The 26,123-nt window shown below is 64.7% G+C and carries 25 protein-coding genes and 1 pseudogene; 14 read left to right on the forward strand and 12 right to left on the reverse strand.

Annotated features, from left to right (window positions below):
* Positions 1-142: 142 nt before the first annotated feature.
* The 3 genes from rsxB to ACCAA_RS08520 form a co-directional block, all read right to left on the reverse strand.
* On the reverse strand, positions 143-685 hold the full coding sequence (gene rsxB / locus ACCAA_RS08510; protein ID WP_186406808.1) for an electron transport complex subunit RsxB: 543 nt from the start codon (positions 683-685) through the stop codon (positions 143-145).
* Complete coding sequence (gene rsxA / locus ACCAA_RS08515) at positions 682-1,266, reverse strand: electron transport complex subunit RsxA (protein WP_186406809.1); 585 nt, start codon at positions 1,264-1,266, stop codon at positions 682-684. Before rsxA ends, rsxB begins: the two co-directional genes overlap by 4 nt.
* A 98-nt stretch (positions 1,267-1,364) precedes the next feature.
* Positions 1,365-2,402 carry a quinone-dependent dihydroorotate dehydrogenase gene (locus ACCAA_RS08520; RefSeq protein ID WP_186406810.1) on the reverse strand — a complete coding sequence of 346 codons (1,038 nt, stop codon included), beginning with the start codon at positions 2,400-2,402 and terminating at the stop codon, positions 1,365-1,367.
* 139 nt (positions 2,403-2,541) lie between these two features.
* On the opposite strand from ACCAA_RS08520, the gene ACCAA_RS22010 reads away from it, so the two are divergent.
* From ACCAA_RS22010 to ACCAA_RS08540, 4 genes are read left to right on the forward strand one after another with little or no spacing between them, the layout of a single operon-like run.
* Positions 2,542-3,858, forward strand: coding sequence for a DUF6398 domain-containing protein (locus ACCAA_RS22010; protein ID WP_245754497.1), 1,317 nt, complete (start codon positions 2,542-2,544; stop codon positions 3,856-3,858).
* A 4-nt stretch (positions 3,859-3,862) separates the two neighbouring features.
* Positions 3,863-4,687, forward strand: a complete 825-nt coding sequence (locus tag ACCAA_RS08530) for an ABC transporter substrate-binding protein (RefSeq protein WP_186406811.1) — start codon at positions 3,863-3,865, stop codon at positions 4,685-4,687.
* A 7-nt stretch (positions 4,688-4,694) separates the two neighbouring features.
* Positions 4,695-5,387, forward strand: coding sequence for an ABC transporter permease (locus ACCAA_RS08535; protein WP_186406812.1), 693 nt, complete (start codon positions 4,695-4,697; stop codon positions 5,385-5,387).
* Positions 5,384-6,052: an ABC transporter ATP-binding protein gene (locus tag ACCAA_RS08540; protein WP_186406813.1), complete on the forward strand. Its 669-nt coding sequence runs from the start codon at positions 5,384-5,386 to the stop codon at positions 6,050-6,052. Before ACCAA_RS08535 ends, ACCAA_RS08540 begins: the two co-directional genes overlap by 4 nt.
* 10 nt (positions 6,053-6,062) lie before the next feature.
* Here ACCAA_RS08540 and ACCAA_RS08545 read toward each other — a convergent pair whose 3' ends face one another.
* From ACCAA_RS08545 to acnA, 3 genes are all read right to left on the reverse strand, one after another.
* Positions 6,063-6,614, reverse strand: a complete 552-nt coding sequence (locus tag ACCAA_RS08545; protein ID WP_186406814.1) for an NADPH-dependent FMN reductase — start codon at positions 6,612-6,614, stop codon at positions 6,063-6,065.
* A 165-nt stretch (positions 6,615-6,779) separates the two neighbouring features.
* Entirely contained in the window at positions 6,780-7,940 is a 1,161-nt protein-coding gene (locus tag ACCAA_RS08550; RefSeq protein WP_245754498.1) for a GNAT family N-acetyltransferase, read from the reverse strand.
* A gap of 23 nt (positions 7,941-7,963) precedes the next feature.
* Positions 7,964-10,681: an aconitate hydratase AcnA gene (acnA, locus tag ACCAA_RS08555; RefSeq protein ID WP_186406815.1), complete on the reverse strand. Its 2,718-nt coding sequence runs from the start codon at positions 10,679-10,681 to the stop codon at positions 7,964-7,966.
* A 385-nt stretch (positions 10,682-11,066) separates the two neighbouring features.
* On the opposite strand from acnA, the gene ACCAA_RS08560 reads away from it, so the two are divergent.
* Entirely contained in the window at positions 11,067-12,074 is a 1,008-nt protein-coding gene (locus ACCAA_RS08560) for an NAD-dependent epimerase (protein WP_186406816.1), read from the forward strand.
* Between the two features lie 48 nt (positions 12,075-12,122).
* On the opposite strand, the gene ACCAA_RS08565 is transcribed toward ACCAA_RS08560, so the two are convergent.
* The 3 genes from ACCAA_RS08565 to ACCAA_RS08575 form a co-directional block, all read right to left on the reverse strand.
* Complete coding sequence (locus tag ACCAA_RS08565) at positions 12,123-14,327, reverse strand: patatin-like phospholipase family protein (RefSeq protein ID WP_186406817.1); 2,205 nt, start codon at positions 14,325-14,327, stop codon at positions 12,123-12,125.
* Positions 14,328-14,329: 2 nt separating this feature from the next.
* Entirely contained in the window at positions 14,330-14,581 is a 252-nt protein-coding gene (locus tag ACCAA_RS08570; protein ID WP_186406818.1) for a TIGR02647 family protein, read from the reverse strand.
* A gap of 73 nt (positions 14,582-14,654) precedes the next feature.
* Positions 14,655-16,214, reverse strand: a complete 1,560-nt coding sequence (locus tag ACCAA_RS08575; RefSeq protein WP_186406819.1) for a protein adenylyltransferase SelO — start codon at positions 16,212-16,214, stop codon at positions 14,655-14,657.
* A gap of 270 nt (positions 16,215-16,484) precedes the next feature.
* Here ACCAA_RS08575 and ACCAA_RS08580 point away from each other — a divergent pair, with 270 nt between their 5' ends.
* From ACCAA_RS08580 to ACCAA_RS22015, 4 genes are all read left to right on the forward strand, one after another.
* Complete coding sequence (locus ACCAA_RS08580) at positions 16,485-17,018, forward strand: DUF1269 domain-containing protein (RefSeq protein WP_186406820.1); 534 nt, start codon at positions 16,485-16,487, stop codon at positions 17,016-17,018.
* Between the two features lie 100 nt (positions 17,019-17,118).
* Positions 17,119-17,853, forward strand: a complete 735-nt coding sequence (locus ACCAA_RS08585) for a hypothetical protein (RefSeq protein WP_186406821.1) — start codon at positions 17,119-17,121, stop codon at positions 17,851-17,853.
* Positions 17,854-17,961: 108 nt separating this feature from the next.
* Positions 17,962-18,774 carry a DUF3313 domain-containing protein gene (locus tag ACCAA_RS08590; RefSeq protein ID WP_186406822.1) on the forward strand — a complete coding sequence of 271 codons (813 nt, stop codon included), beginning with the start codon at positions 17,962-17,964 and terminating at the stop codon, positions 18,772-18,774.
* Positions 18,707-19,378 carry a transposase gene (locus ACCAA_RS22015; protein WP_245754499.1) on the forward strand — a complete coding sequence of 224 codons (672 nt, stop codon included), beginning with the start codon at positions 18,707-18,709 and terminating at the stop codon, positions 19,376-19,378. Before ACCAA_RS08590 ends, ACCAA_RS22015 begins: the two co-directional genes overlap by 68 nt.
* Positions 19,379-19,602: 224 nt before the next feature.
* Here ACCAA_RS22015 and ACCAA_RS08600 read toward each other — a convergent pair whose 3' ends face one another.
* The 3 genes from ACCAA_RS08600 to ACCAA_RS08610 are packed head-to-tail and all read right to left on the reverse strand — an operon-like array spanning position 19,603 to position 22,069.
* Entirely contained in the window at positions 19,603-21,021 is a 1,419-nt protein-coding gene (locus tag ACCAA_RS08600) for an ATP-binding protein (RefSeq protein WP_245754500.1), read from the reverse strand.
* A gap of 8 nt (positions 21,022-21,029) precedes the next feature.
* Entirely contained in the window at positions 21,030-21,692 is a 663-nt protein-coding gene (locus ACCAA_RS08605) for a response regulator (RefSeq protein WP_186406824.1), read from the reverse strand.
* Positions 21,692-22,069 carry a PepSY domain-containing protein gene (locus ACCAA_RS08610; protein WP_245754501.1) on the reverse strand — a complete coding sequence of 126 codons (378 nt, stop codon included), beginning with the start codon at positions 22,067-22,069 and terminating at the stop codon, positions 21,692-21,694. Before ACCAA_RS08610 ends, ACCAA_RS08605 begins: the two co-directional genes overlap by 1 nt.
* 203 nt (positions 22,070-22,272) lie before the next feature.
* Here ACCAA_RS08610 and ACCAA_RS08615 point away from each other — a divergent pair, with 203 nt between their 5' ends.
* From ACCAA_RS08615 to ACCAA_RS22455, 5 genes and pseudogenes are all read left to right on the forward strand, one after another.
* Positions 22,273-22,689 (forward strand): DUF1924 domain-containing protein, encoded by a 417-nt coding sequence (locus tag ACCAA_RS08615; RefSeq protein WP_186406825.1) that lies wholly within the window; start codon positions 22,273-22,275, stop codon positions 22,687-22,689.
* Between the two features lie 33 nt (positions 22,690-22,722).
* Positions 22,723-23,214 carry a diheme cytochrome c gene (locus ACCAA_RS08620; RefSeq protein WP_186406826.1) on the forward strand — a complete coding sequence of 164 codons (492 nt, stop codon included), beginning with the start codon at positions 22,723-22,725 and terminating at the stop codon, positions 23,212-23,214.
* A 219-nt stretch (positions 23,215-23,433) separates the two neighbouring features.
* A complete protein-coding gene (locus tag ACCAA_RS08625; protein WP_186406827.1) occupies positions 23,434-24,756 on the forward strand; it encodes a ferredoxin reductase family protein in 1,323 nt (440 codons plus the stop codon).
* Between the two features lie 762 nt (positions 24,757-25,518).
* Positions 25,519-25,707: pseudogene (locus ACCAA_RS22020) on the forward strand (IS91 family transposase); the annotation flags it as partial.
* Between the two features lie 187 nt (positions 25,708-25,894).
* Entirely contained in the window at positions 25,895-26,029 is a 135-nt protein-coding gene (locus tag ACCAA_RS22455) for a hypothetical protein (protein WP_281193179.1), read from the forward strand.
* Positions 26,030-26,123 lie beyond the last annotated feature (94 nt).

The raw sequence follows: 26,123 nt of genomic DNA on the forward strand, positions 1-26,123 counted from the left end.
TCACGAATCTCCCCTCTCCCGCAGGCGGGAGAGGGGTCGGGGGGCGAGATGGGGAATTCGCGGAGCATGCTCCGTGCCCATCGAGCGATTCCGGCGTGCAAGCCGGAATGCGCCCTGCAAGGGAGGGAAACGGTCATGACCGTTACGCCGCACGCTTGATTTCGATCACCGGGTATTTCCACTTCCAGTTGTCGAGGTTCTCGGTGATCGGCTGCATGGTAATGCACTCGACGGGACAGGGTTTGACGCACAGCTCGCAACCCGTACACAGCGGCTCGATGATCGTGTGCATCTGTTTGGCGGCGCCGACGATGGCGTCGACCGGGCAGGCCTGGATGCACAGCGTACAACCGATACAGGTCCGTTCGTCGATGATCGCCACCTGCTTCGGCTTCTCCTCGGCCTCCAGCGGCTTGACCTCGCGACCGAGCAGGTCGGCGAGCTTGCGCACACCGTCGAGGCCGCCCGGCGGGCACAGGTTGATGTCCGCCTCGCCGCTCGAAATGGCCGCCGCATAGGGCTTGCAACCGGGGTAGCCGCACTGACCACACTGGGTCTGCGGCAGGATCGCCTCGATCTTTTCGACCAGCGGGTCGCCCTCGACCCTGAACCTGATCGACGCATAGCCGAGCGCTGCGCCAAGAACGATGGCCCCGAGGGCCATGATCGCCAGGGTGGTGATCATTGGTACTTGTCGAGGCCGGCAAAGCCCATGAAAGCCAGGCTCATCAATCCGGCGGTGACCATCGCAATCGCCGTGCCACGGAAGTACGTGGGGACATCGGCGCCCTCGATGCGTTCGCGGATTCCTGCGAAGAGGACGAGGACCAGCGAAAAGCCGACCGCGCTGCCAGCCCCGAAGAGCAGCGACTCGACGAAATCGTTCCTGTTGGCGACGTTCAGCAGCGGCACGCCAAGGACGGCGCAATTGGTCGTGATCAGCGGCAGATAAATGCCGAGCACCTGATGCAGCAGCGGGCTGGTCTTCTGGATCACCATCTCGGTGAGCTGGACGATGGCCGCGATGGTGACGATGAACGACAGCGTGCGCAGGTATTCCAGCCCGAAGGGCATCAACAGGTAGTGGTCGATGATGTAGCTGGCACCCGTCGCGACGGTGAGCACGAAGGTCGTCGCCGCACCCATGCCGAAGGCCGTCTCCAGTTTCTTGGAAACACCGGTGAACGGGCACAGGCCGAGGATCTTCACCAGGACGACGTTATTGACGAGGACCGCGCCGACGATGATGAACAGGTAGTGGGTCATGATTTGCGTGGGCAGTAGGCAGCGCAGTACGGGGCGCCGCGATTATCCCGCGGCCAGTGCGCGCATGCAACCCTGTGCGGCATACGGCAAAAGCCGCCTCAGGCGGCGTGCCCTGCGGCAATCGCCGCCGCCGCCTCGGCGACCAGCTCCGGGCCGCGGTAGATGAAGCCGGTGTAGAACTGCACCAGGCTGGCACCAGCGGCGATCTTGGCGGCGGCGTCGGCGCCGCGCATGATGCCGCCGACGCCGATGATCGGCAGTTCGCCGGCCAGCCCAATCGAGAGTTTCTGCAGCACGGCGGTGGCCAGCGCAGCCAGCGGTGCGCCGGAAAGCCCACCTGTCTGTTCAGCGTTCGGCAGGCCCTCGACGCCGCTGCGCGAGACGGTAGTGTTGGTCGCGATGACGCCGTCCATACGGTGCCGGCGCAGCAGGTCGGCAATCGCCTGGATCTGCGCGTCTTCAAGGTCCGGGGCGATCTTCAGCGCCAGCGGCACATACTTGCCGTGGCGATCGGCGAGCCTGGCCTGCGCGCTCTTCAGGCTGCCGAGCAGGGCGTCGAGCGCGAGGTCGTTCTGCAATTCGCGCAGGTTCCTGGTGTTCGGACTAGAGATGTTCACCGTGACGTAACTCGCTGCGTCATAGACCCGATCGAGGCAGAGCAGATAGTCGCCGGCCGCTTTCTCGATCGGCGTATCGAAGTTCTTGCCGATATTGATTCCCAGCACGCCGCCGCGGCGCGTGAACGTCGCACCCGCGATGTTGGCCAGCAACTTCTCGACACCATCGTTGTTGAACCCCAGGCGATTGATGATCGCCTGCCTTTCCGGGATACGAAACATGCGCGGCCGCGGGTTGCCGGGTTGCGCGCGCGGCGTCACCGTGCCGATCTCGATGAAACCGAAACCCAGGGCCGCCAGGGCATCGACGTGATCGCCGTTCTTGTCCAGACCGGCGGCCAGACCGACCGGGTTGGGAAAGTCGATTCCCATGACGCGCACCGGGTCTGGTGGCACCGGATTGGCGAGCAAGCACGAGGTGCCGGTCGCGTTGAGGAAATCGACACCGTTCATCCCGATGCCGTGGGCGGTTTCGGCGTCGAGCGCGAAGAAGAAATGGCGCAGCAGCGGATAGATCATCGGCGCATTTTACCGCATCGCAGCATGCGGCGCTTGCTGGCGGGAAACGTCCCGCGCGTCGGGTAGCGAGCCTTGGAGCTTGGTTTTATACTCGCAAGGGTGCCGTCTGATTCCCCCTTCTTTTCCTCAGGACAAAAAAATGCCAGAGAATGATATTCCCCTCAGCGCGACGCGGACGATCCGGCAGTTTCTTGCCGAGCATCCTGATGCGTCGCCGATGGCTATCGCCGAAGCACTGGTCGCCCAGGGCTTTCAGGTTTCACCAGCCGAAGTGTCTGCCGTGCAGAGCAAGCTGGCATCGCCGAGGCCGCCCATGGCGGAGCCGCAGATGCCTCGCGGGCACATTTCCTTTGCGCAAGGCATGCTGTTCTACAAGCTCTATGCCGCCTTGTGCTCGTATGCCAACAGCAAGCTTGAACTTGTGCCCGGGGATTTCTCCGACCCGGACCAGTTCACGTCCTTGCCGCTTGAAACCCGCGTGAAGATCCGCGATGCCGTTTACGCTCAGCCGCAACTGATCGACCAGTTCGTGCAAGAGAATCCCTCGCAATTGACCGCCGAAGAGTTGGCCATCGTTGCCGGTTGGCAACATGCCGTGATCGGCAAATTTTACGTCTTTCGCTACCTCCAGCAGTACGCCGTTTTCCTCAGCACCGGCGACCCAGTGAAGGCCTATGGTGTGCTGGCCCTCGCCACCTCGTTCGAAGAACTGGTCGGCCCCTACCTGCCTGTCATCGTCAAGGGCGTCCTGCTGCCGATCAACGGGCGGATCATCTACGACGGACTGCTGACGGGCTACAATATTTTTTTTGGCCCAGGCATTCGCCGATCGCTGAACGAGGACTACAAGCGGGCCAAGGAAAACTACGGAATCATCACTTCGCTCCCTGCAGCTTCGACGCCACCCGCGGTCAGGAAAGCTGCGACGAAAAAGCCAGCCGCCAGCGGTGGTACGGCGGACGTCAAAGCGGTGCTCGAAGCGATTGGCGGTATGACCGACGCTTTCTGCCGGAACCATCTGAACGACGAGTACGCGATGCTGTGCCGCAACCTGGCGGCGGCTCTGGCACGCAAACGACCGTCGCCGCTGCTACGAGGAGGTCTCGCGACCTGGGCTACTGGCGTCGTGCGAACCATCGGTTGGGTCAACTTTCTCCACGATCCAGGCCAGACCCCGCACCTGAAGCTCCTGTCCATCGACCAAGCGTTCGGCATCGCGGAAAGCACCGGGGCAGCCAAGTTGAAAGCGATTCGGACGATGTTCAGGATTCATCAGTTCGACCCGAAGTGGACCCTGCCGAGCAGGCTGGAGGCCAATCCGATGGTCTGGATGGTGTCGATCAACGGCTTGATCATTGACATCCGACACGCTTCACGGGAACAGCAGGTGGAGGCGTTCGAGAAGGGGCTGATCCCGTACATTCCCGCCGACCGAAGCAACGAGTCCGACAAGTAAGCGCATGGGCCACCCATTCTCGACCGCCTACCGTCTGGCGGTGTGGATCGTTCTGTTCCTGCTCTGTCTTTCGTCAGCCGTCGAGGCGCGCGACCTGCGCTTGGCAACGACCACCAGCACCGACAACTCGGGCCTGCTGCGCGCCATCCTGCCAGCCTTCGAGCGGCAACATAAGGTCCACGTGCAGGTCGTCTCGGTCGGTACCGGCAAGGCGCTCAAGCTGGCCGAGAACGGCGATGTCGATGTGCTGCTGGTTCATGACCGCCCGGCCGAGCAGGCTTTCGTCGCCGCCGGGTACGGGGTCAACCGGCGCGACGTGATGTACAACGACTTCGTTCTCGTCGGCCCGAAAAGCGACCCGGCGGCGGTTCGCGGCGGCGGCGATGTGCTGCACGCCTTGCGGCGAATCGCCGCCAGCCAGGCGCGCTTCGTTTCGCGCGGTGACGATTCGGGAACCGAGCGGATGGAAAGAATCTACTGGCAGCAACTCGGCATCAGCGCCAGGGGAGCGCCGTGGCATGTCTCGGCCGGCCTCGGCATGGGCGAGGTCCTGACGATGGCGGGCGAGATGCGGGCCTATACCTTGGCGGATCGCGCCACCTATGCGGCCACCCAGGCGAGAACGGGTCTCGACATCCTGGTCCAGGGTGACCGACGCCTGTTCAATCCCTATGGCGTCATGGCGGTCAACCCGGCCAGGTACCCGGACATCAACTTCGCCGATGCCATGGCGCTGATCGACTGGCTGACCAGCGCCGCCGGGCGGTCGGCGATCAGCGCTTTCCGGCCCAAGGGCGAGCAGTTGTTCTTCGTTGCGCCGGATCAGTAAGCGGCCTTTGGAACTTCTCGATGCGACGCAGGCTGCCCTGCACCTGCTCCTGTCCGGCGATGCCGACCTGTGGCGCATCGTCGGCGTTTCTCTCTCGGTGACGCTGCGCGCCATGTTGATCGCCATGCCGCTCGGAATCAGCGTCGGCTATCTTCTCGCCAGCGCGCGATTCCCCGGCCGGCGGCCGCTGATCGTCGTCACGCAGGGGCTGTTGGCATCGCCGACGGTCGTCGTCGGGCTGATTCTGTATCTGCTGCTCTCGCGCCAGGGTGTCTTTGGCCAACTGCATCTGCTGTTCACCCAGACGGCAATGGTCATCGGCCAGGTCCTGATCGCGCTGCCGGCGCTGATCGCCTTCTCGCTGTCGGCGATTCAGGGTGCCGATCCGCGGGCGCGCGAGACCGCCGTCGCTCTCGGCGCGTCGGTCCCGCGCATCGCGTGGACGATGCTCGTCGAGGTGCGCTTCGCCCTGATGGTGGCGGTCTGCAACGCTTTCGGCCGGGTCATCTCGGAGATCGGTTGTTCGCTGATGGTCGGCGGCAACATCGCCGGCGTGACGCGCAACATGCCGACCGCCATCGCGCTCGAGACCAGCAAGGGTGATTTCGCGCAGGGAATTGCGCTCGGCATTGTCCTGCTGGTCGTTGCGCTGAGCATCAATTCGGCCTTCGCCTTCTTTCAGGGAGAGTCGCGGCGATGAGCCTGCTGACCGTGACCGCGCTGAGCAAGTCGTTCGGCGAACGACGCCTCTTGTCGATTGACACGCTGGCGCTCGACAGCGGCCAGAGTTACGTGCTGACCGGCGAGAACGGCAGTGGCAAGTCGACCTTGCTGCGCATCCTGGCCGGCCTCGAAGCACCCGACCGGGGTTGCGGACGGTATGGTGAGCGGCCTTTTGACTGGCACCCGTATCCGGGCTGGCTGCGACGACAGATCATCTACGTCCACCAGCATCCCTATCTTTTTCATACCAGCGTGGCGGAGAACATCGCTTATGGGCTGCGCGCCCGCGGCGTCGACCGCGGCGAGCGCGAGCGACTGGTCGCCGCGGCGATCGCCTGGGCACGCCTGGCACACCTGCTCGGCACGCCGCCGCAGAAGCTCTCCGGGGGAGAAAGGCAGCGCGTCGCGCTGGCGCGCGCCTGGGTGCTGGCGCCACAGGTGCTGTTGCTCGACGAACCGACGGCCAACCTCGACGCCGAATCTCGCCTGCAGACCATCGACCTGTTGCGCGGTTTCGTCGCCGCGCAAACGACGGCGGTCATCGCCTGTCACGATCGCGACGTGATCGAACTGCCCGACATGCAGCGCCTGCAGGTCGTCGATCGACAGATCCGGCTAGCGCCCGAGCCCCGCTGCGGGTGAGAGACGCCGATCAGCCGGCATGCTTCCTGACCCAGGCGACGTAGCGGTCCATCCAGCTCTGCAGGAACTTCCGGCTGCCTTCACCCACGTCGCCGGCCTCGTCGAACAAGCCGTCCTTGGCATGGATGAAGGCTTCGGGCTGGCCAAGGGTGGGGACATCCAGGTAGGCGAGAACGTTGCGCAGATGCTGTTGCGCCATCGCCGTGCCGATGGCGCCGACCGAAGCGCCGATGACGCCGGCGGGCTTGCCCGCCCAGGCGCTCTGGCCATACGGACGCGACGCGTGGTCGATGGCGTTCTTCAACACGCCGGGAATCGAGCGGTTGTATTCAGCGGTGACGAACAGCAGCCCTTGCGCTGCCGCGAGTTCGGCTTTCAGGCGCTGAACCGAATCTGCCTGCCTGGCGTCGTCGTCCTGGTTGTAGAGCGGCAGGTCGCCGATCTCGACCTGACTGAACGAGAAATCCGCCGGCGCCAGTCTGGCCAAAGCGTTGGCCAGCTTGCGGTTGAACGAATCGCGGCGAAGGCTGCCGACGACTACGGCGATCTGGTATTGGCTCATGACGAACTCCTGTGAAGGGTAAAGGCAAAAAACGTGCGTCGTTTCGTAGGTTGGGGTGACGCAGGAACCCCAACGTAATCTCCCCCCCGAAATGTTGGGGTTCGTACCTCACCCCAACCGACGGCTGGTGCCGCGCCCGATCGGCGGTAACGGTTCGGCATCGCGTCACACCTGCGACGGCAGCGAGAGATCGCGCCGGAACGGCAGATGCTCGGCCGCCTGGTCACGGTACTCGGCAAGCGCTTCGCGCTGAAGCGTCAGATGGCGGCCCAGAGCTTCGCGCATGCCGGGGTCGGCGATCCAGTGCGCCGAATGGACGACGGTCGGCGTAAAGCCGCGCGCGAGCTTGTGTTCTCCGCCGGCGCCCGGTTCGAAGCGGCGCAGGCCCTCGCGCAGGCAATAGGCGATCCCCTGGTAGAAGCAGAGTTCGAAATGCAGGCTGTGGTAGTTGCCGAGGCAACCCCAGTAGCGGCCGTAGAGTGCTTCATCGCTGCGAAAGCAGAGCGCGACGGCCACCGGCAGCCCGCCATCGCGGGCAATGAAGGCGACCATGCGGTCGCCGAGCGCGGTCGCCAGATCGGCGAAGCAGGCGGCCGAGAAAGCGGCGTGATTGTTGAACTTCTCGAAGGTGCCGGCGTAAAGCGCGTGCAGCAGCGGCCATTCGGCAACGTCGATCTGATCGCCGTGGCGCGTTTCGAGGCGCAACCCGCTGTCCTGCACGCGCCGCCTTTCGGCTCTGACCTTGCGCCGCTTGGCAGCACTGAAGGTCGCCAGGTAGCCGTCGAAGTCGCCACAGCCGGGATCGACCCAGTGAAACTGGACGTCGTGGCTGATCAACAGGCCCTCGCTGCGCAGCAGTTTGGTTTCGTCTTCGCCGGGCAGCGCCACGTGCCACGACGAAGCACCCACACGGCCGGCCAGCGTCCGGGCGCCTTCGACCAGTGCCTGCCGGACGCTGGCCGCCTGCGGCCCGTCGGCGACCAGGAAGCGCGGTCCGGCCACGGGTGTGTGCGGCAGGCAAGTCATCAGCTTTGGATAGTACGCGCGGCCGAGCTGCCGATAAGCGGCCGCCCACGACCAGTCGTAGATGAAGTCGCCATGTGAATGGGTCTTGAGGTACAAGGGCAGCAGACCGACGACGTGCTTGCCCTCGTCCCCCTCGTCGCTGACTACCAGATGGCAGGGCGTCCAGCCCCACTCGCTTGCCGCCGCTCCGTGGCGTTCGCTGATCGCCAGAAAATCGGCGTTCAGAAAAGGATGGCCGGGCGGGCAGAGGCGAGCCCAAGCCGCCCGCGGAATCGCTTCCGCGGCGGACGTGGTGCGCATCGACAGACGTGACGGCAGGGCGCTCAGGGATTTCCCTTGCCGTTACCGAGCAATTCGTCGAGGACAAAGGGCAGGATGCCGCCGGATCGGTAGTACCTGACCTCGATCGGCGTGTCGATGCGGCACAACACCGGGCGCTCGACGCGTGCTCCGCCTGCCCGTTCGATGACCAGGGTGAGCTGCTGCATGGGAATCATTCCCAGCCCGAGTCCGAGGATGGCAAAGGCCTCGTCACCGCACAGGGCGAGCGAAGTCGCCGAGTCGTCGCCGATGAACTGCAGCGGCAGCACTCCCATGCCGACCAGGTTGGCGCGGTGGATCCGTTCAAAGCTGCGCGCGATCACCGCCCGCACGCCGAGCAGCCGCGTTCCCTTGGCTGCCCAGTCGCGCGACGAGCCGGTGCCATACTCTTCACCGGCGACGACGATGGTCGGCGTTCCGCGCTCGACGTAGCTCATCGCCGCAGCGAAGACCGTCGTCTGCTGGCCGTCGAGCAGGGTGTAACCGCCTTCCTTGCGGCGCCCTTCGGCGTCGACCGGCAGCATCAGGTTACGGATGCGCACGTTGGCGAAGGTGCCGCGCATCATCACCTCGTGATGCCCGCGGCGCGCGCCGTAGGAGTTGAAGTCGGCGCGACTGACGCCCTGCGCCCTGAGCCAGGTGCCGGCCGGCGTCGCCTCGCCGAACGAACCCGCCGGCGAGATGTGGTCGGTGGTGACCGAGTCGCCAAGGATCAGCAGGGCGCGCGCACCGCGAATGTCGCCGGCGGCCTGCTCGGCCAGTTCGAAGAACGGAGGCCGAGCGATGTAGGTCGATGGCGGCCAGTCGTAGACCTCACCAGCCGGCGCGGGAATGGCTTTCCAGAGATCCTGATCGGCGGTCACGTCGGCGTAACGCCGACGGAAAGTTTCCGGGTCGAGCGCAAACGGCAGGGCGGCGTTGATTTCGTCCGACGTCGGCCAGATGTCGCGCAGATAGACCGGCTGACCGTCGTTGCCGATGCCCAGCGCGTCGCTGTCCAGGTCGATGTTCACCCGGCCGGCAATGGCAAAAGCAACCACCAGAGGCGGCGAAGCCAGGTAGTTGGCGCGCAGGTTGGGATGGATGCGCGCCTCGAAGTTGCGGTTGCCGGAGAGCACCGCGGCGGCAACCAGTTGGTGCTCGGCGATCGCCTTGTTGAACGCCGGCTGAAGGTCGCCGGCGTTGCCGATGCACGTCGTGCAGCCGTAGCCGGCGAGCGCGAAGCCGAGTTCGGCCAGCGGCGCGAGCAGACCGGCGCTGGTCAGGTAATCGGTCACCACGCGCGAACCCGGTGCCAGCGAGGTCTTGATGTGCGGCGCCACGCGCAAGCCCTTGCCGACGGCTTTCCTGGCCAGCAGGCCGGCGGCGATCATCACCACCGGGTTGCTGGTGTTGGTGCACGAAGTGATCGCCGCGATCAGCACGTCGCCGTGGCCGAGAGCGATTCCTGGAAGGTCGGTCGGGTAGCGCTCGTGCAGGCTCTGGGCCGGTCGCGCGAAGCCGTCGGCAGACTCGGGGGCGCTGAGCAGGTGATTGAAACGGCTCGCCATTTCGGGCAGCGCGATGCGGTCCTGCGGCCGCTTCGGGCCGGCCAGCGAGGGAACGATGGTCGCCAGATCGAGGTGGACGGTACGCGAGTAGTCGATCTCGCCGGCGCGTGGAATGCCGAACAGTCCCTGCGCCCGAAAATAGGCCTCGAAGAGAACGCAGTCGTCTTCGCTGCGTCCGGTCGAGCGCATGTAGCTGACGGTCTTCTCGTCGACCGGGAAGAAGCCCATCGTCGCGCCGTACTCGGGCGCCATGTTGGCCAGTGTCGCGCGGTCGGTTACCGACAGCGTGCTGGCGCCGGCACCGAAATACTCGACAAAGGTGCCGACGACTTTTTCCCGGCGCAGCAGCTCGGTCACCGTGAGCACCAGGTCAGTCGCGGTGACGCCTTCGCGCAGGCAGCCGGTCAGTTCGACGCCGACCACGTCCGGGGTCAGGAAATATACCGGCTGACCGAGCATCGCCGCCTCGGCCTCGATGCCGCCGACTCCCCAGCCGACGACGCCGACGGCGTTGATCATCGTTGTATGCGAGTCGGTGCCGACCAGAGTATCGGGAAAACACAGCCGTCCTTGGGGCGTGACCTGCTGGCGTACGCCGTGGAAAAGATGTTCGAGATTGACCTGATGGACGATGCCGACGCCGGGCGGTACCACACGGAAGGTCTCGAAAGCCTGCATGCCCCACTTCATGAACTGATAGCGCTCGGCATTGCGCGTGAACTCCAGCGTCATGTTCTGCTGCAGCGCCTGAGGTGTGCCGTAATGATCGACCTGCACCGAATGGTCGACGACCAGGTCGACCGGCACCAGCGGTTCGATGCGCCGCGGATCGAGCCCGCGCGTTTGTGCCACGTGGCGCATGGCCGCCAGATCGCAGAGTAGTGGCACGCCGGTGAAATCCTGCAGCACGACGCGCGCGACGACGAAGGGGATCTCGTCGCTGCGCGGGGAATGCGGCCGCCACTCGGCCAGTTCGAGAATATGCCGCTCGCTGACGCGCTGGCCGTCGCAGTGACGCAGCAGGGCTTCGAGAACGATGCGCAGCGACACCGGCAGGCGATCGACACGGCCGACGTCGGCAGCAACCAGCGCCGGCAGTGAATAAAACAGGGCCTCGGGCTGACCCGGAGGGATGAATCGGGAAAGCGTGTTGAACGGCGAATGCAGCATCGAAGACCTCCACACAGAGAGCAGAACGGATTCCAGACAGGTGCTGCGCGCACAGCTAAGCAGCTCTCCCACTGACAGCGGGGAGCAGCGCTCGTTCCCCTGAGTACCGCGGCCCAGGTTCAGCCGGCGCAATCGAGCACTTCTACGCACCGCCGGGCTGACCTTGGCAAGGTTCAGGCTGCGTCATTCTCGACCTCCCCGCTGCGATGCATTATCCTTGACCGATCGGGAGTCGCTCGCGCGACTTTCAGGGTAAGGCGCCAGGCGGTCATGGCGAGAGAGAGATGCACGCAACCAGGCGGAGTAACACGGTGGCCATGGCGCGGAAGCCGTGTGCTTGTGCTGAAGACGCTGGTGGATTGACTTTGCATTCAGGAGCAGGCCCATGAAGATCCTCGTCACCGGTGCCGCCGGATTCATCGGCATGGCGACGGCGCTGCGCCTGTTGGCGCGTGGCGATGAAGTGGTCGGCATCGACAATCTGAACGACTACTACGCGGTTTCCCTCAAGGAAGACCGCCTGCGCCGACTTGACTGTCAATCGGGTTTTCGCTTCGTCAGGATCGATATCGCGGACCGCGTGGCGATCGGCAGTCTGTTCGCCGACGAAAACTTCGACCGCGTCATCCACCTGGCCGCGCAGGCCGGCGTGCGCTATTCGCTGCACAACGCGTCGGCCTACGCAGACAGCAATCTGCTGGGTTTCGTGAACATTCTCGAAGGCTGTCGCCATAATCAGGTGCAACACCTGGTCTATGCTTCGAGTTCCAGCGTCTATGGCGGCAACACCAGAATGCCGTTTTCCGAGCACGATAGCGTCGACCACCCGGTCAGTCTCTACGCGGCGACCAAGAAGGCCAACGAACTGATGGCGCACAGCTATAGCCACCTTTACGGACTGCCGACCACCGGTCTGCGTTTCTTCACCGTTTATGGCCCATGGGGCAGGCCGGACATGGCACTGTTCCTGTTCACCCAGGCCATCCTCGAAGGGCGGCCGATCGAGGTCTTCAACCGCGGCCAGATGCAGCGCGATTTCACTTACGTGGACGACATCGTCGAAGCTCTCATCCGGGTGCTGGATCGCATCGCCACCGCCGATCGCGCTTACCTGTCGGACGCGGCCGATCCGGCGACCAGCAGCGCTCCTTACCGGGTGTTCAATATCGGTAACCAAGATCCGGTGCCGCTGCTCGATTTCATCGGCGCCATCGAAGACGCTCTCGGCAAGGTGGCCGAGAAGCGCCTGTTGCCGATGCAGAATGGCGACGTGGCGGCGACCTACGCCGACACGTCTTTGCTCAGCGACTGGATTGGCTTCGCGCCGGCCACTTCGGTCCGGGAAGGTGTGGCTCGCTTCGTCGCCTGGTATCGGGATTACTACCGGGTGTGAGCGCGATGGCCTGTCGGCCGCGCACTCTCCGGCGGTATCTCTTTCGTGTCAGGGCGTTCCGAGGAACAGGTATACGTTCGAATAGCCGCCAACCGACCCGGCATTCGAGTAGCCGTAACCCAGATAGACCGGCCCCAATGGCGTTTCGCCACCGAGATAGAGGGAAGCCGAGTTGATCCAGCCCTTGAGCTCGGTTTCGGTGAACGGCTTGCCGATCTTGGCGGTTTCGAACGCTGCACCGACACGCATATCTCCTCGCAGGCCAAGCGGCAGGCGGCCGATGATCTTCTCGGCACGGATGCTGCCATAACGCATGTCGTCGCCCTTCAACTGTCCGACCGCAAAGGCGGTCATGTTCAGCATGCCGCCAAGACTACCGAGATCATAGATCGGCAATTGTCCGACGATCGAACCCTGGTACGACAAGCGGCTGGCCAGTACCCAGTCGCCAATGCTCAAGTAGCCGCTCGCACCGGCGTCGAGTTTGCTGTAGCCCTCGGCCTGTGAGTCGAAATAACGGGCCGTTGCAGCCCAGCCACTGGTCGGGAAGTAGAGGCGATCGGTTTGATCCAGGTCGATCGCACCAAACCAGCCGTCATAGCGTTTCGAGCCGTTCGGGAAGAAGGGACTCCCCGTCGTGGTTTCGGCCTTCCACCAGGTTTCCTGCCAACCCGCACGGATCTGGCCCAGCAGGCCAATGTTGAGCCCGGTGTTCAAAATGACGTCTGTTTGGGCGACGCGGTAGTTGGCGATCCGCTGATCGTTCTCGTAGAGGCCAGAGGATTTGTTGATGAACTTGGCCTTGGTCTCGACGAAGTAGCGCTGTTGCGCGTCGATCGGTTGGTAGAGTTCTGCCGCCACGCCTGATCGGGAACCGATTTCGCCAGACAGGAGAAGCTCGCCGCCGAGTGTGTTGAGCCAGGTTTTCTGATAGGCGGCGCGCAGGTTATACGTCGAGTCGACCTGGAAATTGGTGTCGAGGTTGACGCCGTAGCGGATGTAATCGGGCCCCCAGTTCTTTTCGATCGGTGTCACGCGCAGGATGTTGCGGCCGCGCACCGTGCTGAGCAGCGAGTAGTCGACGCCCTGGTAGTAACCGTCGCCGTAAAGTCGCAGCAGATCGGCGTTGACTTCAGCGGCGTCTACCGTGTCACCCGGCTTGATGCGCAGATGTCGTTCGACCATGGCCGGATTGACCATCTTCAATCCCGCGATCTCGACTTCATCGACGCGCAGTGCCTCGCGTTTGGCGAGCTGGATTTTTCCTGCCCAGGCGGCGTAAGCGGCCTCGCTGACGGCCAGCGTTCGTAGTCGCTCGGCGAGTGCTGCCGCTGCTTTGACGCCGCGATCGGCGGTTTCCGAGCTGCGCTTGAAGTCGCCCGCCGAAATCCCCTCCAGATCGGGCTTGATGTAGATGTCGGTCGGCTTCAGCGTGTCCAGCGAACGGACGACGTTCTGCTCGGTCAGGATATTCACCATCTGGACAGAGACGCTCAGCAGGCCGCCGATTTCGTCGGCTTTGAGCAGCGGCGAGCCGACGTTGACGGCGATGACGATGTCGGCCTGGCAACGCGAGCGCGCTTCGTCGATTGGCACGTTGTCCACCAGGCCGCCGTCGACGAGTTTTTCGCCGTTGACCTCGACCGGAGACATCAGGCCGGGAACCGACATGCTCGAGCGCATGGCCGTTGACAGGCTCCCCTCACGGATAACGACCTTCTGACCAAGAACGATGTCGGTGGCGATGATCGAAACGGGCAGGGGGAGCGACTGAATCTGGCGCTGGCCGAGATTGTCCTCGATCAGTTCGTTGAAAAACAGCTTGATCTTCTGGCCGGTCACGATTCCGGACTGATAGCGCACGCCCTCCGGGCCGACCCCGGTTTCCGAAGCCGGCAGGAAGCGCTTGTCGAGTGTCTTCTTGCGAAAATTCTGCTGCGCGAAAGGCGGGTCATCCTGGAAGAGGTCGTCCCAGTCGGCTTTGGCCAACTTCTCACGCATCAGCGCTGGCGTCAGTCCGGCGGAGTAAGCACCGGCAACCAGCGCTCCCATGCTGGTGCCGGCAACGCAGTCGATCGGCACGCGCAGTTTCTCGAGCACTTCGAGAACGCCGATGTGCGCAGCTCCGCGCGCACCGCCGCCGCCGAGGACCAGTCCGACGCGTGGCCGGGCCGGGCCGTCGGCGGCGTTGGCCAGGGCGGTACACACGAGCAGGGTGGCCACCAGTAGCATGCGGCCAACGAGGCTGCTCATGATTAGTGATCTGGTGAAGCGATCGGGCTGAGAATGGTCAGGGCGGCCTGGGCGTGTTCGGCGCCATCACGGCCGAGGCTGGTGAGATAGCCACCATCGACCTGCGTCAGCAAGCCTTTGGTATGCAGGCGTCGGGTCGCCGCAATCACCGCGGGATTGGCCGTCTTGTGGATTTTTATCCCCTGCTGGGGGCTCGCCAGGTCGAAGTGGAGCAGGGTATTGAGTTCATCGACCAGATCGGGCGTGAAGGGCATGGCAATTCCTCGTTCGGCAAAAGCGGGGTTTGAGTTGGGGGCCCCATTCTAGCGCTACCAGGGGTTGATGCCCTCAGGAACTGCACGAGAGCATAGAACAGCCCGCCTTGTGGCGTGCCCAATCGGGTCGCTTGGCGCTGAAAGGCTCGCGGCCTGTTTGCTCATCGTAAGGAGTGCGCAAGACTCCCAGGAGCTCGTGGATCATCTCGGTGTCGCCCTGTTCGGCGCGGTCGATCGCCTGTTGGGCCAGGTAGTTGCGCAGCGCATAGCGGGGATTGACGGCGTTCATGCGCGCTACGCGCAGCGTCGCGGGTTGCCCGTCCTGGTGCAGGCGGGCGGCGTAGCGCGTCAGCCAGAGCGAGAGAGGCGCGGAAAACCGCTGGCGGAGGTCGTCACGGTAGAACGATTGGCCTACGACGTCCAGCGTCGGACGGTCGATGTCCAGTCGTGCCAGGCTGCGAAAAAACTCGGTCATGTCGATTTCCGCTTGCCGCATCAGTTCAAACAGGTCTTCGAGCAGTTCGCTATCGTCGTGACTCCAGGCGAGAAAGCCGAGCTTGGCGGCAAAGGCCGCGCAGAACTCGGTAGCATACACCTCGTCGTAACGTTCGATACCGGCTGCCAATTCGTCTGGTCCCAGCGTCAGCACGGTCAGCGCGTCGGCCAGTCGTTCGAGATTCCAGCGAGCAATCGCTGGCTGACGGGCGAAGCAGTAGCGTCGGCTCGATGCGTCGGTCGTATTGGGTGTCCAGCCCGGGTCGAAATTGTCTACCCAGCCGTAAGGGCCGTAGTCGATCGTCAAACCGAGAACCGACATGTTGTCGGTATTCATCACGCCATGCACGAAGCCGACGCGCATCCAGTGCACCATCAGGCGAGCCGTGCGCTCGCAGATTTCGGTGAACCATGCACCCAGCCGTTGCTCAGAGCTGGAGACCAGTTCGGGAAAGTCCCGCGCGATGGTGAAGTCGACCAGGCGCTGCAGCAAGGCGTACTCGCCGCGCGCGGCCAGCAACTCGAAATGCCCGAAGCGGGTGAACGAGGGCGCCACCCGGCAGACCACTGCGCCAGGCTCGGCGACCGGATGGCCATCGTAGAACATGTCGCGGACGACTGTTTCGCCGGTGCCGACGAGACTCAGGGCGCGGGTGGTCGGTATGCCCAGGTGGTGCATCGCTTCGCTGCACAGGAACTCGCGAATCGACGAGCGCAACACGGCGCGCCCGTCGGCTCGACGCGAGTAGGGCGTTGGCCCGGCGCCCTTGAGTTGCAGTTCAAAACGCTGCCTGCGGCGGTTGATGGCTTCGCCGAGCAGAATCGCCCGACCGTCGCCGAGTTGTCCGGCCCACTGTCCGAACTGGTGCCCACCGTAGCAACTGGCGTAGGCGACCATGCCGGGCAGGAGCGCGTTGCCGGCCAGTGCGGCGAGCATTTCCGGGCTCGCCATGGCCTGCTCGTCGAGATCCAGGCTGGCAGCGACCTCGCGCGAATGGGCGAGAAGGCGGGGTGCAGCGACCGCTGTCGCTTGCACCGCTGACCAGCAGGCGCCGAAGACCTGGCGCGGCCGGTTGCCGCGCTCACTGTCTCCCGGCAACTCGCGGACGAAGCGATTATCGAAATTCAGCATGGGCATTGATCACAAGTTCCTCGCGAAGCTCACTTTGGCGATCCTCTCAAGGTGTCGCGGCTTGGCCGTTTCTCGGCGGGAACCGCCCGTGTGCGGTGGGTAGCCTGGCGCCGGATTCCTCGTCGGGCCATGACGCGGTGACCCTCTGGGCATCAATGATCGTCGCTTTCATGCGGTCTATCTCTCGCTCATTCGCTCGCCGGCAGTCGCGAGAGGCTACCCGAAAACGAGCAATTCAGTATACTATCGCGTCACTTTACACAGACGGAGGAAGAGATGGCAACACTGGTGGTTATTGGTTACGACACGGAAACGCAGGCCGAGGAAACCAAGCTCAAGCTGGCCCAGTTGCAGAAGGAGTACCTGATCGAGCTGGAAGATGCGGTCATCGCGATCAAGAAGCCGAACGGCAAGGTCAAGCTGATTCAGCCGGTGAACCTGACTGCCACCGGGGCGGCAAGCGGGAGCTTCTGGGGTCTGCTGATCGGCATGATCTTCATGATGCCCATCGTCGGCGTGGCCATCGGTGCGGCCACCGGCGCCATCGGCGGGGCGCTCACCGATCTTGGCATCAACGACAACTTCATGAAGAACATCGCCGAGAACCTCAAGCCCGGCGGTTCGCAGTTGTTCATCCTGTTCAAGAGCTGGACCGAAGACAAGGCTTTGATCGAACTGCAGGGAATGGGCGGCACGATCATCCAGACCTCGCTGTCGCACGAGGATACCGAGAAGCTGCAGGCCGCTCTGGACGCTGCCAAGGCCGATGAGCCAGTGCAGACAGCGCAGACTGCGGATGCGGCAAGCTGAGAGCAAGCCGCACAGCAGCACGCACGACGGCAGTGAGTTCGGGAATTCCGCCAGTGCCGGCCGCGCATCGACCACGCGGCAGTCGTCGTGAGAGAATTTCATGGGCGTAGTTTCTGCCGCCCAGCCGTCAAGCGGCGCCGCTACGACCACCGTGGACGACAGCGCGCGGACGCTTCCGCAGGCGATCGAGAGTGTACCCGCGGAACTGGCCAGGTTTCCCCAAGCGGTGGTCAAAACAGTGCCGCAGGAAATTGGCCCCGTGGAAACCTATCTCGAGGCGAAGCTCCCGCTGATGGAGGCGCTGCCGCTGCCCGACCTGATTTATGGCGGTGGCGTGCTGGTCGTCGTCGTCGTTGTGCAGGCCATCGGCGTGCGGCTCCTGACCGGCCACTTCGACAAGCGCTCGGAAGGCATCAAGCAGCGTCCGACCTTGTGGCGCGTCGACCTGCTCTTTGGCGGCGCCGTCTTCATGATGCTCGCGCTGCACCTGGGTTCGATCGTTCTCTGGTCCGCGGCCCTGGTATATGGGCAGATCATCCCGGATTGGGAGCGCGCCGCACGTTTCGCCGCGCTGTCCTACACGACGATCGGCAGCGACTTGACCCTGCCGAAGGAATGGCACATGCTTGGCCCGATCATCGCCATTTCGGGGATGTTCACCTTCGCCTGGACGGCCAGCGTCCTGGTCAGCATCGTCGATCAGTGCAACCACCTGCGCCGGTCGGCGTGGGACGCGTTGCGCGCACGGCGCGCGGGGGTGAAGCACGCCAGGCCGCCCACGCTCCCCACCGCACCCACTCCGCCCACTCCACTCACTCCACCTCCGGTGAAATGAGAGCCGCGGTCGCCCTCGTCGCGTCTCGTCGCCAACCCGGAGCGGATGCTCTGCCGCAGACCGGCGTTGACCCATGAAGCTCCGTCAATTTCTCTTTTGGAATCGATCATGAAAACACCACGAATTGCTGACCGAGCGGGCGCTGCGCGCGCGATCGGGACTGTCGCCCTGGCCGGCCTGACGCTTCTCACCGGCTGCGCAACCGACAGCACCCTGTTGGGCAGCGGTACGACTACCCTCGCCTCGGACAAGGCACGCCTGACCCACAGCGGCTTCCTGTCCGACTACGCGCGCTTGCAGCCGACGCCGTGGGGACACGGGATCGAGTGCTGGCGCGACCCCAGCCTGGATGCCCGGAACTATGACAAAATCCTCGTCGCGCGTATTCTGGTGTCGCTCAAGGTCAAGAACGCCGAACAGACATTCGACCCCAAGGACATCAAGACGCTCACCGACTACTTCCACCAGGACCTGGTCAAGGCGCTGAAACCGCAGATGCCGGTCGTCGAGCAGGCAGGGCCTGGAGTGGTGGTCCTGCGGGTAGCGCTTACCGACCTCGTGCCGACGACGGTGACCGACAGCCTGGCCGGTACGCTGATCCCCTACGCGTTCATCGCCGAAGCTGGCTCGGGTGCGGCCACCGGCAGGCCGGCGGGTTCGACGCCGTACATGGGCGAAACTGGAATGGAGATGCAGTTTCGCGATGGCGCATCAGGCAAGGTGATCGCCGAGTGCAGGGATACCGAGATTGGGCGCAAGTACGCGGTGGACGTCAATGAGAGTGCCGCCGGAGCGGCGCAGACCTGGGCCAACGGCTACCTGAGCTCATTCCAGGCCTGGAGCTATGCCAAGGATGCTTTCGACAAGTGGTCAATGCTGGTGGCGCAGCGCATCGCTCAATTGCGCGGCGTACAGCCATAGTCGGAGAAGACTGGACGACGATCTTCTGGCCCTTGCAGGTGCATTGCTGGCCCTGCAGGTGGGCCAGCGTCGCCGCACTTGTCGCCAACGCCGCTCGCTCGGTCAACGACGACCACCGCGGAAGCCGCCACCCCCGACCCCTCTCCCGCGTCTCAGGACACGCATTCTCGCCAATGGTTTTGCCCGCGCCCGATGCGCCAAGTACGGCTTCTCACTCGACGCCAGCGTGCGCGTCGAAGGGGCCGACCGCCAGGGCCTGGAACGGCTGTTGCGCTACTGCGCTCGACAGGCCTTCGCGCTGAAGCGTTTGCGTGAAATCGACGCCGCATACTTGGTCTATGAGAGCGTCAAGCCAGGTCCCGGCGGCGGCGTCAGCTTGCTGCTCACGCCACTCGTCGTGCCAGGGGCCATCCGCCTGGCCGGTCCCAGCTCGGCGCGGCACCCGACGGGCGCACCGCCGGTCGCTGGTGGGCCTGGCTGCACGAGCGCAGCCTGCTGTTCGAGTTTCACCTACGCGCCCGCTATGCCGAACTCGGGCGGACGGTCGACTTCAGCGCTTTCTGGGGCCGGGCGTTCGAATCCACCGGCCTGGCGCAGGCCATGATCTGGCTTGATCGGGAGATCAGTGCCCCATGATGTCCTGATCCCGAACGAGCGCCAACCAGTGGGGACCCCGCCCGGGCGGGGTCCCCACACAGTTTGCTCCTGTCATTGGCACGGCCCTTCTGGTTTGATCACCGCTCCGATGTATCACCAGCAGTGGTTTTGAACCCGATTGATCCGAAAGCCCTGTGCGGTCAAGCATCGGGGGCGGCCTGGATCAATGTCCTACCGGATCTGTGCCGCCGCATCGCCACGCGGCAGCCTCAGCAGCACCCGCAAGCCACCGAGCGGCGAATCGGCGAGACCGAGTTCGCCACCGTAGAGCTGCGCGAGATCGTCGACGATCGCCAGCCCGAGGCCGCTGCCCGGTACCTGCTGGTCGGCGCGGACGCCGCGGCAGAGGACCGCCTCGCGGTCGGCAGCGGCGATCCCCTGGCCGTCGTCGTCAACGCAAATCAGCAGGCTCCCTTGGTCGACGCAGGCAGCGACCTCGACGAGGTGGCTGGCCCACTTGCAGGCGTTGTCGAGCACGTTGCCGAGCATTTCCTGCAAGTCGTGCACTTCGCCCCGAAAAACCAGTGTTTCACTCATGGGCTGCAGCAGTAGCTCAAGCGGCCGCTCGGCGTGCAGGCGTCGCATGGTCCGCAACAGACCTTCGAGCACAGCCTTCACCGGCGTGCGTGCGCCGGGTGCGCGCACCGCTGCGGCCGCACGGGCCCGTAGCAGGTGGTAGTCGACCTGGCGCTTCGCGGTATCGACCTGGCCGAGGACCAGTCTGGAGAGTTCGTCGTCCCTGCCGGTGGCGGCGTTGGCGAGAACGCTGAGCGGCGTTTTCAGCGCGTGTGCGAGGTTGCCGGCCTGCGTCCGTGCGCGCGAGACGACCTCGGCGTTTTCCGCCAGGACGGCGTTGAACTCGTCGACCAGCGGCATGACTTCGGCGGGAAAGTCGCCAGCGAGGCTTTGCGCGTCGCCGTTACGCACCTGCCCGAGCGCAGCGCGCAGCTTGCGCAGCGGTGCCAGCCCGATCAGCACCTGGACCAGCGCGGCGATGACCAGGCCGCCGCCGAGGACGCCGAGAGCCAGCCACAGCGCGCTATTGAAGGCGGTCACCGGTTCGCGCATCAGCCGCTCGTCGGCAGCGACGATCAGCCGGAAAGCCCGTGCCGGGCCGTCGGGTCGCTGGTCGATGCGCACCACGCGCTCGACGACGCCCAGCGTGCGGTCGGCCGGACCGGTCAGCCGGTGCTGGTGAATTTCGCCGTCGGCGGGCGCGTCCGGCGGAACGACCAGCACGCTGTCCCACAGCGAACGCGAACGCAGGCTGCCGGCGGCCGGCGCGGCGGCCGGCTCCGCCTGCTCGATCTCGTCAACCTGCCAGTAGAGCCCGCCATACGGCAGGCGCAGGCGCGGGTCGCTGAGCGCCGAGGTCAACGTCGGCTGCCCCTGCGCGTCGACCGCCAGGTGCGCGGTAAGCTGGTCCAGGTGCGTTTTCAGCTCGGCGTAAAACTGTTTCGCGACGTGGTCGCCGAACAGCCCGCCCAATCCCCAGGCGGCGACCGCGATCGACGCGGCGATCCAGAACAGGGTGCCGGCGAGCAGCCTGAGACGTAGCGAAGCGCGCGCGGTGATGGCCAGGAGTGGCACGGGAACGCTTAGCCGGAGGCGGTCAGGCGATAACCGAGGCCACGAACGGTTTCGATCAGCCCCGCTGGCAGTTTCTTGCGCAGACGGGCGATGAAGACCTCAACGGTGTTCGAGTCGCGATCGAAGTCCTGCGCGTAGATGTGCTCGACCAGATCACTACGCGATATCACCTGCTCGCGATGGTGCATCAGGTAGGCGAGCACGCGGTACTCGTGGCTGGTCAGCGTCAACGCCTGGCCGTCTACCATCGCGCGGCTGTTGCGCGTGTCGATCGTCAGCGGCCCGCAAACGAGTTCGGCGCTGGCGTGGCCGCCGGCGCGGCGGATCAGCGCCCGCAGGCGAGCAAGCAGTTCTTCCATGTGGAAGGGTTTGCTCAGATAGTCATCGGCGCCGGCGTCGATGCCGGCGACCTTTTCGTGCCAGCCGTCGCGCGCGGTCAGGATCAGCACCGGCATGCTCCGGCCGGCGGCACGCCATTTGCGTAGCACGCTGATGCCGTCGAGCTGCGGCAGGCCGAGGTCAAGAATGACCGCATCGTACGAGCCGCTGTCGCCAAGGTGATGGGCGTCGACACCGTTGCTTGCGCTGTCGACCGCGTAGCCGGGCGCCCGCAGCGCGTCGGCCAGTTGCGTTTGCAGGAGGGGTTCGTCCTCGACGATCAGGATGCGCATCAGTGCTCGACTCCGGCACGCTCATCGTCACGGCGTCGACTGCGCTCGGCGCGCCCGTCGCCCGGGCGCCCCTTGACGCCGAGAACGCTGCCGTCACGCGCGTCGACCTTGATTTTGAGCAGCGAGCCGCCGCGCCGCAGCAGCTTGATCTCGTACTGCCAGCGGCCGTCCTCGCGCTCGAGCTCGACCTCGACGATCGCGCCGGGGTAGTTGCCTTCGACGCGCTCGATGATCGCCTTTAGCGGCAACACCTCGCCGGCTTCGAGGGCCTGACGCGCGCGATCATGGTCGTGGTCGTGGCCGTGGCCGTTACCGGCGAGGCTGATACCGGCCCAGGCCAGCAACAATGCGGCGGCGGCGAACAAGGTTTTATTCAAACAAAGCATTTCCAGAGTGTAACGGAGCTGGCTTTTCACGATAAGGGCTTTGCGGGCCAACGCGCCGGCAAGATCGCGCGCTGCCCGGCCTCCTGTTTTACGCCTGAATAGCTGAACGCAGGATGAACAAGCGCTTCAGCAAGCGTTCAGCGAGGGCCAGGCAAAGTGGCGCCATGTCGAACCCGAACACCGAGGAAGCAATCATGAATGCACGAAAATACAGGCTGCTGGCCGTCACTCTGGCACTGACCAGCGTCACCGTCCTCGCCACGCCACGCGATGACTTGCTTGCCGGCTACGCCGGCGCCGCGAAGAAAGCCGACCCTGCCTTCGCCGGATTCTCGGCAACACGCGGCGAAGCCTTTTACCGCAAGTCGTTCGCCGGCGGCAAGGCTGATACGCCAGCGTGCAGCAGTTGCCATGCGAACGACCCGCGCGCTGCCGGCCGCACGCCCACCGGTAAATCGGTCGACCCGGTCGCCGTATCGGTGAGCCCGGGCCGCTATGGCGATCCAGCCAAGGTCGAGAAATGGTTCAAGCGCAACTGCAATGAAGTACTTGGCCGCGAATGCACGCCGCAGGAAAAAGGCGACTGGCTCAGTTTCATGCTCAGCCAATAGGCCACACCACAGTCTCTCGTCAAGGAGGAAGCCATGAATCTGCCCTATCGCCCGATTGCCCTCGGCCTCATCGCCGTTGCCTTTTCCGCGCTGCTTTTCCAGCGTGCCCAGGCTGGGGGCAGCCACTACTTCGCGCCGGTCAGCGACGCGGTCGTCAAGGAAGAATGCGGCGGCTGCCACCTCGCCTTCCCGCCTTCAATGCTTCCCGCCAGTTCGTGGCAGCGGATGATGAGCGATCTCAAGAACCACTTCGGCGACGACGCCAGCGTCGACGCCGCGACGGCTGCGCACATCACCGGCTATCTGGTAGCCAACGCCGGCGATACCGGTGGCCGGCGCTACAGCGACAAGCTGCTGCGCGGCACTCCGACGACCAAGGCACCGCTGCGCATCACCGAACTCACCCGATGGGTGCGCGAGCACCGCGAGGTTCCCGCCTGGGAGTGGAAGCACAAGGACGTGCGCAGCAAAGCCAACTGCGTCGCCTGCCACGCGGCGGCGGAACGTGGTTACTACGACGACTAGGCCGCTGCCTTTACCAGCCTCTTGCCCAATCAACTTGCACTCAGCCGCTCATGCACGCTAGCGCAATGCCGCCGACTGCAACGAAAGGCGCTGCCGGGACGACCTGCTACCCAGCAAAGCCCCCGCCGTCGTGCCGGCCGGCAAGTAAACAGGCGGTCTCGCCGCCTCGCCCGCCGACCACTTGCCGACTCCCGAAATTCGCTGAATGACCTGCTCACCATGAAAACCGTTCTCTCTCTGATCATCACCATCGTCTCGCTAGCCTGGGGCTGGGATGCCCTGGTCGCCGGCACGCCGTCCGGCGGCGCTCCGCTGTGGGTTCTGCGCCAGGAGGCGCTGTACCTGAGCGGCCTGTTGTCGATCTCGCTGATGTCGGTAGCCATGTTCCTGGCCACTCGCCCGGCATGGCTCGAAGGCCCGCTGGCCGGCATGGACCGCATCTATCGCACACACAAGTGGGCGGGGATCATGGCCTGCGGCTTTGCCGCGCTGCACTGGCTGATCGAGATGTCGAGCGACATCCTGAAGGCGCTGGTCGGCCGCGAGGGGCGAGTACCGAAGGAGACCTACGGTGGCTTCCTGAAGGTTTTGCGCGATCTGGCGGAAGACCTTGGCGAATGGGCGATCTATGTCGTTCTGGCGATGCTGGCGATCACCCTGTGGCGGCGCTTCCCATATCGGACGTGGCGATTCCTGCACCGGGTGATGCCGCTGCTCTACCTGATGCTTGCCTTTCATGCACTGCTGCTGGCGCCGGTGGCTTACTGGACACAGCCGGTTGGTGTGCTGCTGGGCGTGCTGATTGTCGGTGGCGTTTACGGCAGTGTCGTGTCGCTGAGCGGGCGCATCGGTCGCTCGCGGCAGGTGCGCGGCGAGGTGGTCTCGGTCAGCCACGCGAGTGCCCAGGTAATCACCGTACGCTGCCGTCTGGACCACGATTGGCCCGGCCATCGGGCTGGCCAGTTCGCTTTCGTCAGCTTCGACGTGGGCGAAGGACAGCACCCCTTCACGATCGCCAGTGCCGACCTCGGCAACCGCGAGATCACCCTCCAGATCAAGGCACTGGGCGACTACACCTGCCGCCTCGCCCGGCAGCTCACGGCCGGCCAGCCGGTGAGCGTCGAAGGGCCCTACGGACGTTTCGACATCGCCCGCCATCGGCGTGGCACACAGCAGATATGGATCGCCGGCGGCATCGGCGTCACGCCCTTCCTGGCCTGGCTGGAATCGCTGCAGAACAGGCCCGGCGACGCACCGGCCGCTGATCTGCACTACTGCACGCGCGACCGGAATGGCGATCCCTTCGTCGCCCGGCTGGAGGCGCTGTGCGATCAACTGCCGGCAATCCACCTACAGGTACATGACTCACGGCAAGGGCAGGAACTCAGCGCGGAAACGCTGGCTGCCGGCGGCAACAGCGGACGCCCGCTAGAGGTCTGGTTCTGTGGTCCGCAGGGGCTCGCCGAGGCTTTGCGCGATGGCCTGAGCAAGGTCCGGCACGGCCGCCTGCGTTTCCATCAGGAAGCGTTTGTCATGCGTTAGGTGCACCGTTGACGGACCAACACCCCGACCGTCCTTGCCGGTGATCGGCGCTGGCCCCAATCAGCGCCCGGGGCGGTCCCGATCACGACGACAAGCTGACGGAAGTGTTCCCTGCGTCGCGCGCGGAGCGGGGTCACAGCGCGGAGCGGGGTCAGATCTAACATTCGAACACGGGCAGCGCTTGGGTATTGGATTGATCTACGCCGCGCAGATGGCGGCCATCTGCGCTTTCGTGATACTGGAAAAAAAGTGAGCTGGACGCGCCGGCCAAGCGAATGACCAGACGCACGAGTGCGCCCACGACGGGCAATGGCATCTCGTCTGGCGTCAGCCTTGACCTTCGCGCGCCGGCTCTTTCAGACTGGCTCAAGGGCCAGGTGTGCGGCGTCGATTTCACGCCAGCGTTTCAGCGGGATTCAGTTCAGGTCGTTGCCAGCGGACTGGAGAGTGGCGAGTCGCTGCGCTTGCCGCTGGCTGGGCCGTTCGAGATACAGATACACCACCGGCGTCAGGAACTGCGAAAACACGCGGCGGATGGTCGAAACCGCCGCCCATCTGGTCGACCACGTTTTGCCGCGGCTGCCAGTCCGTCAATGGGTGCTGTCGGTTGCCAAGCGGCTGCGTTAAAGTTGTTCGACGAAGTGCAGGCAAGGTCCGCCGCCGTCTGCTGCGCGCGCTGGCCCAGCGCGGTTCGCTCGATCCGGAAGACGCCGAGACGATGGCCAGCTGGGACACGGGGGCGGCTTCTCACTCGACGCCAGCGTGCGCGTCGAAGGGGCCGACCGCCAGGGCCTGGAACGGCTGTTGCGCACCTGCGCTCGACCGGTCTTCGCGCTGGAGCGTTGGCGTGAAATCGACGTCGCACACTTGGTCTATGAGAGCGTCAAGCCAGGTTCCGGCGGCGGCGTCAGCTTGCTGCTCACGCCACTCGAACTGATCGAGCGTCTGGCGGCGCTGATTCCGCCGCCGCGCCGACATCGACATCGGTACTACGGCATACTGGCCCCAACGCACCGCTACGAGCACAGGTCACCACGCTTGCCGGCGTGCCGGACAGTACGCTGCGTACAGCAGCGACTGATCCACCTGAGCTCAGCGCCACGACCGCTCCGCCGATCAACACGCCCAGCGCCCGTCCATGGAGACAGACGAAGCACGGGGAGAAGACGAAGTGCTCCTGCGTCGCGCCGCCGGCTACGCCTGGGCGCTGTTGCTCGCGCGGATTCGTGCCTGTGGTCATCCGCCCGGCCGGGCAGATGACCACAGGCACTGAGAGGGGCGGGATGCAGATGACTGTTCAAGGACCACCGTGGCCACGTTCGAGATTGACGCTCCCTGATGGAGGCTCATATAACTCTCGATGGCAC

Origin of the sequence: Candidatus Accumulibacter aalborgensis, from assembly GCF_900089955.1 — a bacterium.
Taxonomy (GTDB): Bacteria; Pseudomonadota; Gammaproteobacteria; order Burkholderiales; family Rhodocyclaceae; genus Accumulibacter; species Accumulibacter aalborgensis.

What these genes read in the sequence shown, in the direction of transcription:
- rsxB (WP_186406808.1), bottom strand. Translation starts at nt 685, where the DNA reads ATGATCACCACCCTGGCGATCATGGCCCTCGGGGCCATCGTTCTTGGC.
- rsxA (WP_186406809.1), bottom strand. Translation starts at nt 1,266, where the DNA reads ATGACCCACTACCTGTTCATCATCGTCGGCGCGGTCCTCGTCAATAAC.
- ACCAA_RS08520 (WP_186406810.1), bottom strand. Translation starts at nt 2,402, where the DNA reads ATGATCTATCCGCTGCTGCGCCATTTCTTCTTCGCGCTCGACGCCGAA.
- ACCAA_RS22010 (WP_245754497.1), top strand. Translation starts at nt 2,542, where the DNA reads ATGCCAGAGAATGATATTCCCCTCAGCGCGACGCGGACGATCCGGCAG.
- ACCAA_RS08530 (WP_186406811.1), top strand. Translation starts at nt 3,863, where the DNA reads ATGGGCCACCCATTCTCGACCGCCTACCGTCTGGCGGTGTGGATCGTT.
- ACCAA_RS08540 (WP_186406813.1), top strand. Translation starts at nt 5,384, where the DNA reads ATGAGCCTGCTGACCGTGACCGCGCTGAGCAAGTCGTTCGGCGAACGA.
- ACCAA_RS08545 (WP_186406814.1), bottom strand. Translation starts at nt 6,614, where the DNA reads ATGAGCCAATACCAGATCGCCGTAGTCGTCGGCAGCCTTCGCCGCGAT.
- ACCAA_RS08550 (WP_245754498.1), bottom strand. Translation starts at nt 7,940, where the DNA reads ATGCGCACCACGTCCGCCGCGGAAGCGATTCCGCGGGCGGCTTGGGCT.
- acnA (WP_186406815.1), bottom strand. Translation starts at nt 10,681, where the DNA reads ATGCTGCATTCGCCGTTCAACACGCTTTCCCGATTCATCCCTCCGGGT.
- ACCAA_RS08560 (WP_186406816.1), top strand. Translation starts at nt 11,067, where the DNA reads ATGAAGATCCTCGTCACCGGTGCCGCCGGATTCATCGGCATGGCGACG.
- ACCAA_RS08565 (WP_186406817.1), bottom strand. Translation starts at nt 14,327, where the DNA reads ATGAGCAGCCTCGTTGGCCGCATGCTACTGGTGGCCACCCTGCTCGTG.
- ACCAA_RS08570 (WP_186406818.1), bottom strand. Translation starts at nt 14,581, where the DNA reads ATGCCCTTCACGCCCGATCTGGTCGATGAACTCAATACCCTGCTCCAC.
- ACCAA_RS08575 (WP_186406819.1), bottom strand. Translation starts at nt 16,214, where the DNA reads ATGCCCATGCTGAATTTCGATAATCGCTTCGTCCGCGAGTTGCCGGGA.
- ACCAA_RS08580 (WP_186406820.1), top strand. Translation starts at nt 16,485, where the DNA reads ATGGCAACACTGGTGGTTATTGGTTACGACACGGAAACGCAGGCCGAG.
- ACCAA_RS08585 (WP_186406821.1), top strand. Translation starts at nt 17,119, where the DNA reads ATGGGCGTAGTTTCTGCCGCCCAGCCGTCAAGCGGCGCCGCTACGACC.
- ACCAA_RS08590 (WP_186406822.1), top strand. Translation starts at nt 17,962, where the DNA reads ATGAAAACACCACGAATTGCTGACCGAGCGGGCGCTGCGCGCGCGATC.
- ACCAA_RS22015 (WP_245754499.1), top strand. Translation starts at nt 18,707, where the DNA reads ATGCTTTCGACAAGTGGTCAATGCTGGTGGCGCAGCGCATCGCTCAAT.
- ACCAA_RS08605 (WP_186406824.1), bottom strand. Translation starts at nt 21,692, where the DNA reads ATGCGCATCCTGATCGTCGAGGACGAACCCCTCCTGCAAACGCAACTG.
- ACCAA_RS08615 (WP_186406825.1), top strand. Translation starts at nt 22,273, where the DNA reads ATGAATGCACGAAAATACAGGCTGCTGGCCGTCACTCTGGCACTGACC.
- ACCAA_RS08620 (WP_186406826.1), top strand. Translation starts at nt 22,723, where the DNA reads ATGAATCTGCCCTATCGCCCGATTGCCCTCGGCCTCATCGCCGTTGCC.
- ACCAA_RS08625 (WP_186406827.1), top strand. Translation starts at nt 23,434, where the DNA reads ATGAAAACCGTTCTCTCTCTGATCATCACCATCGTCTCGCTAGCCTGG.
- ACCAA_RS22455 (WP_281193179.1), top strand. Translation starts at nt 25,895, where the DNA reads ATGGAGACAGACGAAGCACGGGGAGAAGACGAAGTGCTCCTGCGTCGC.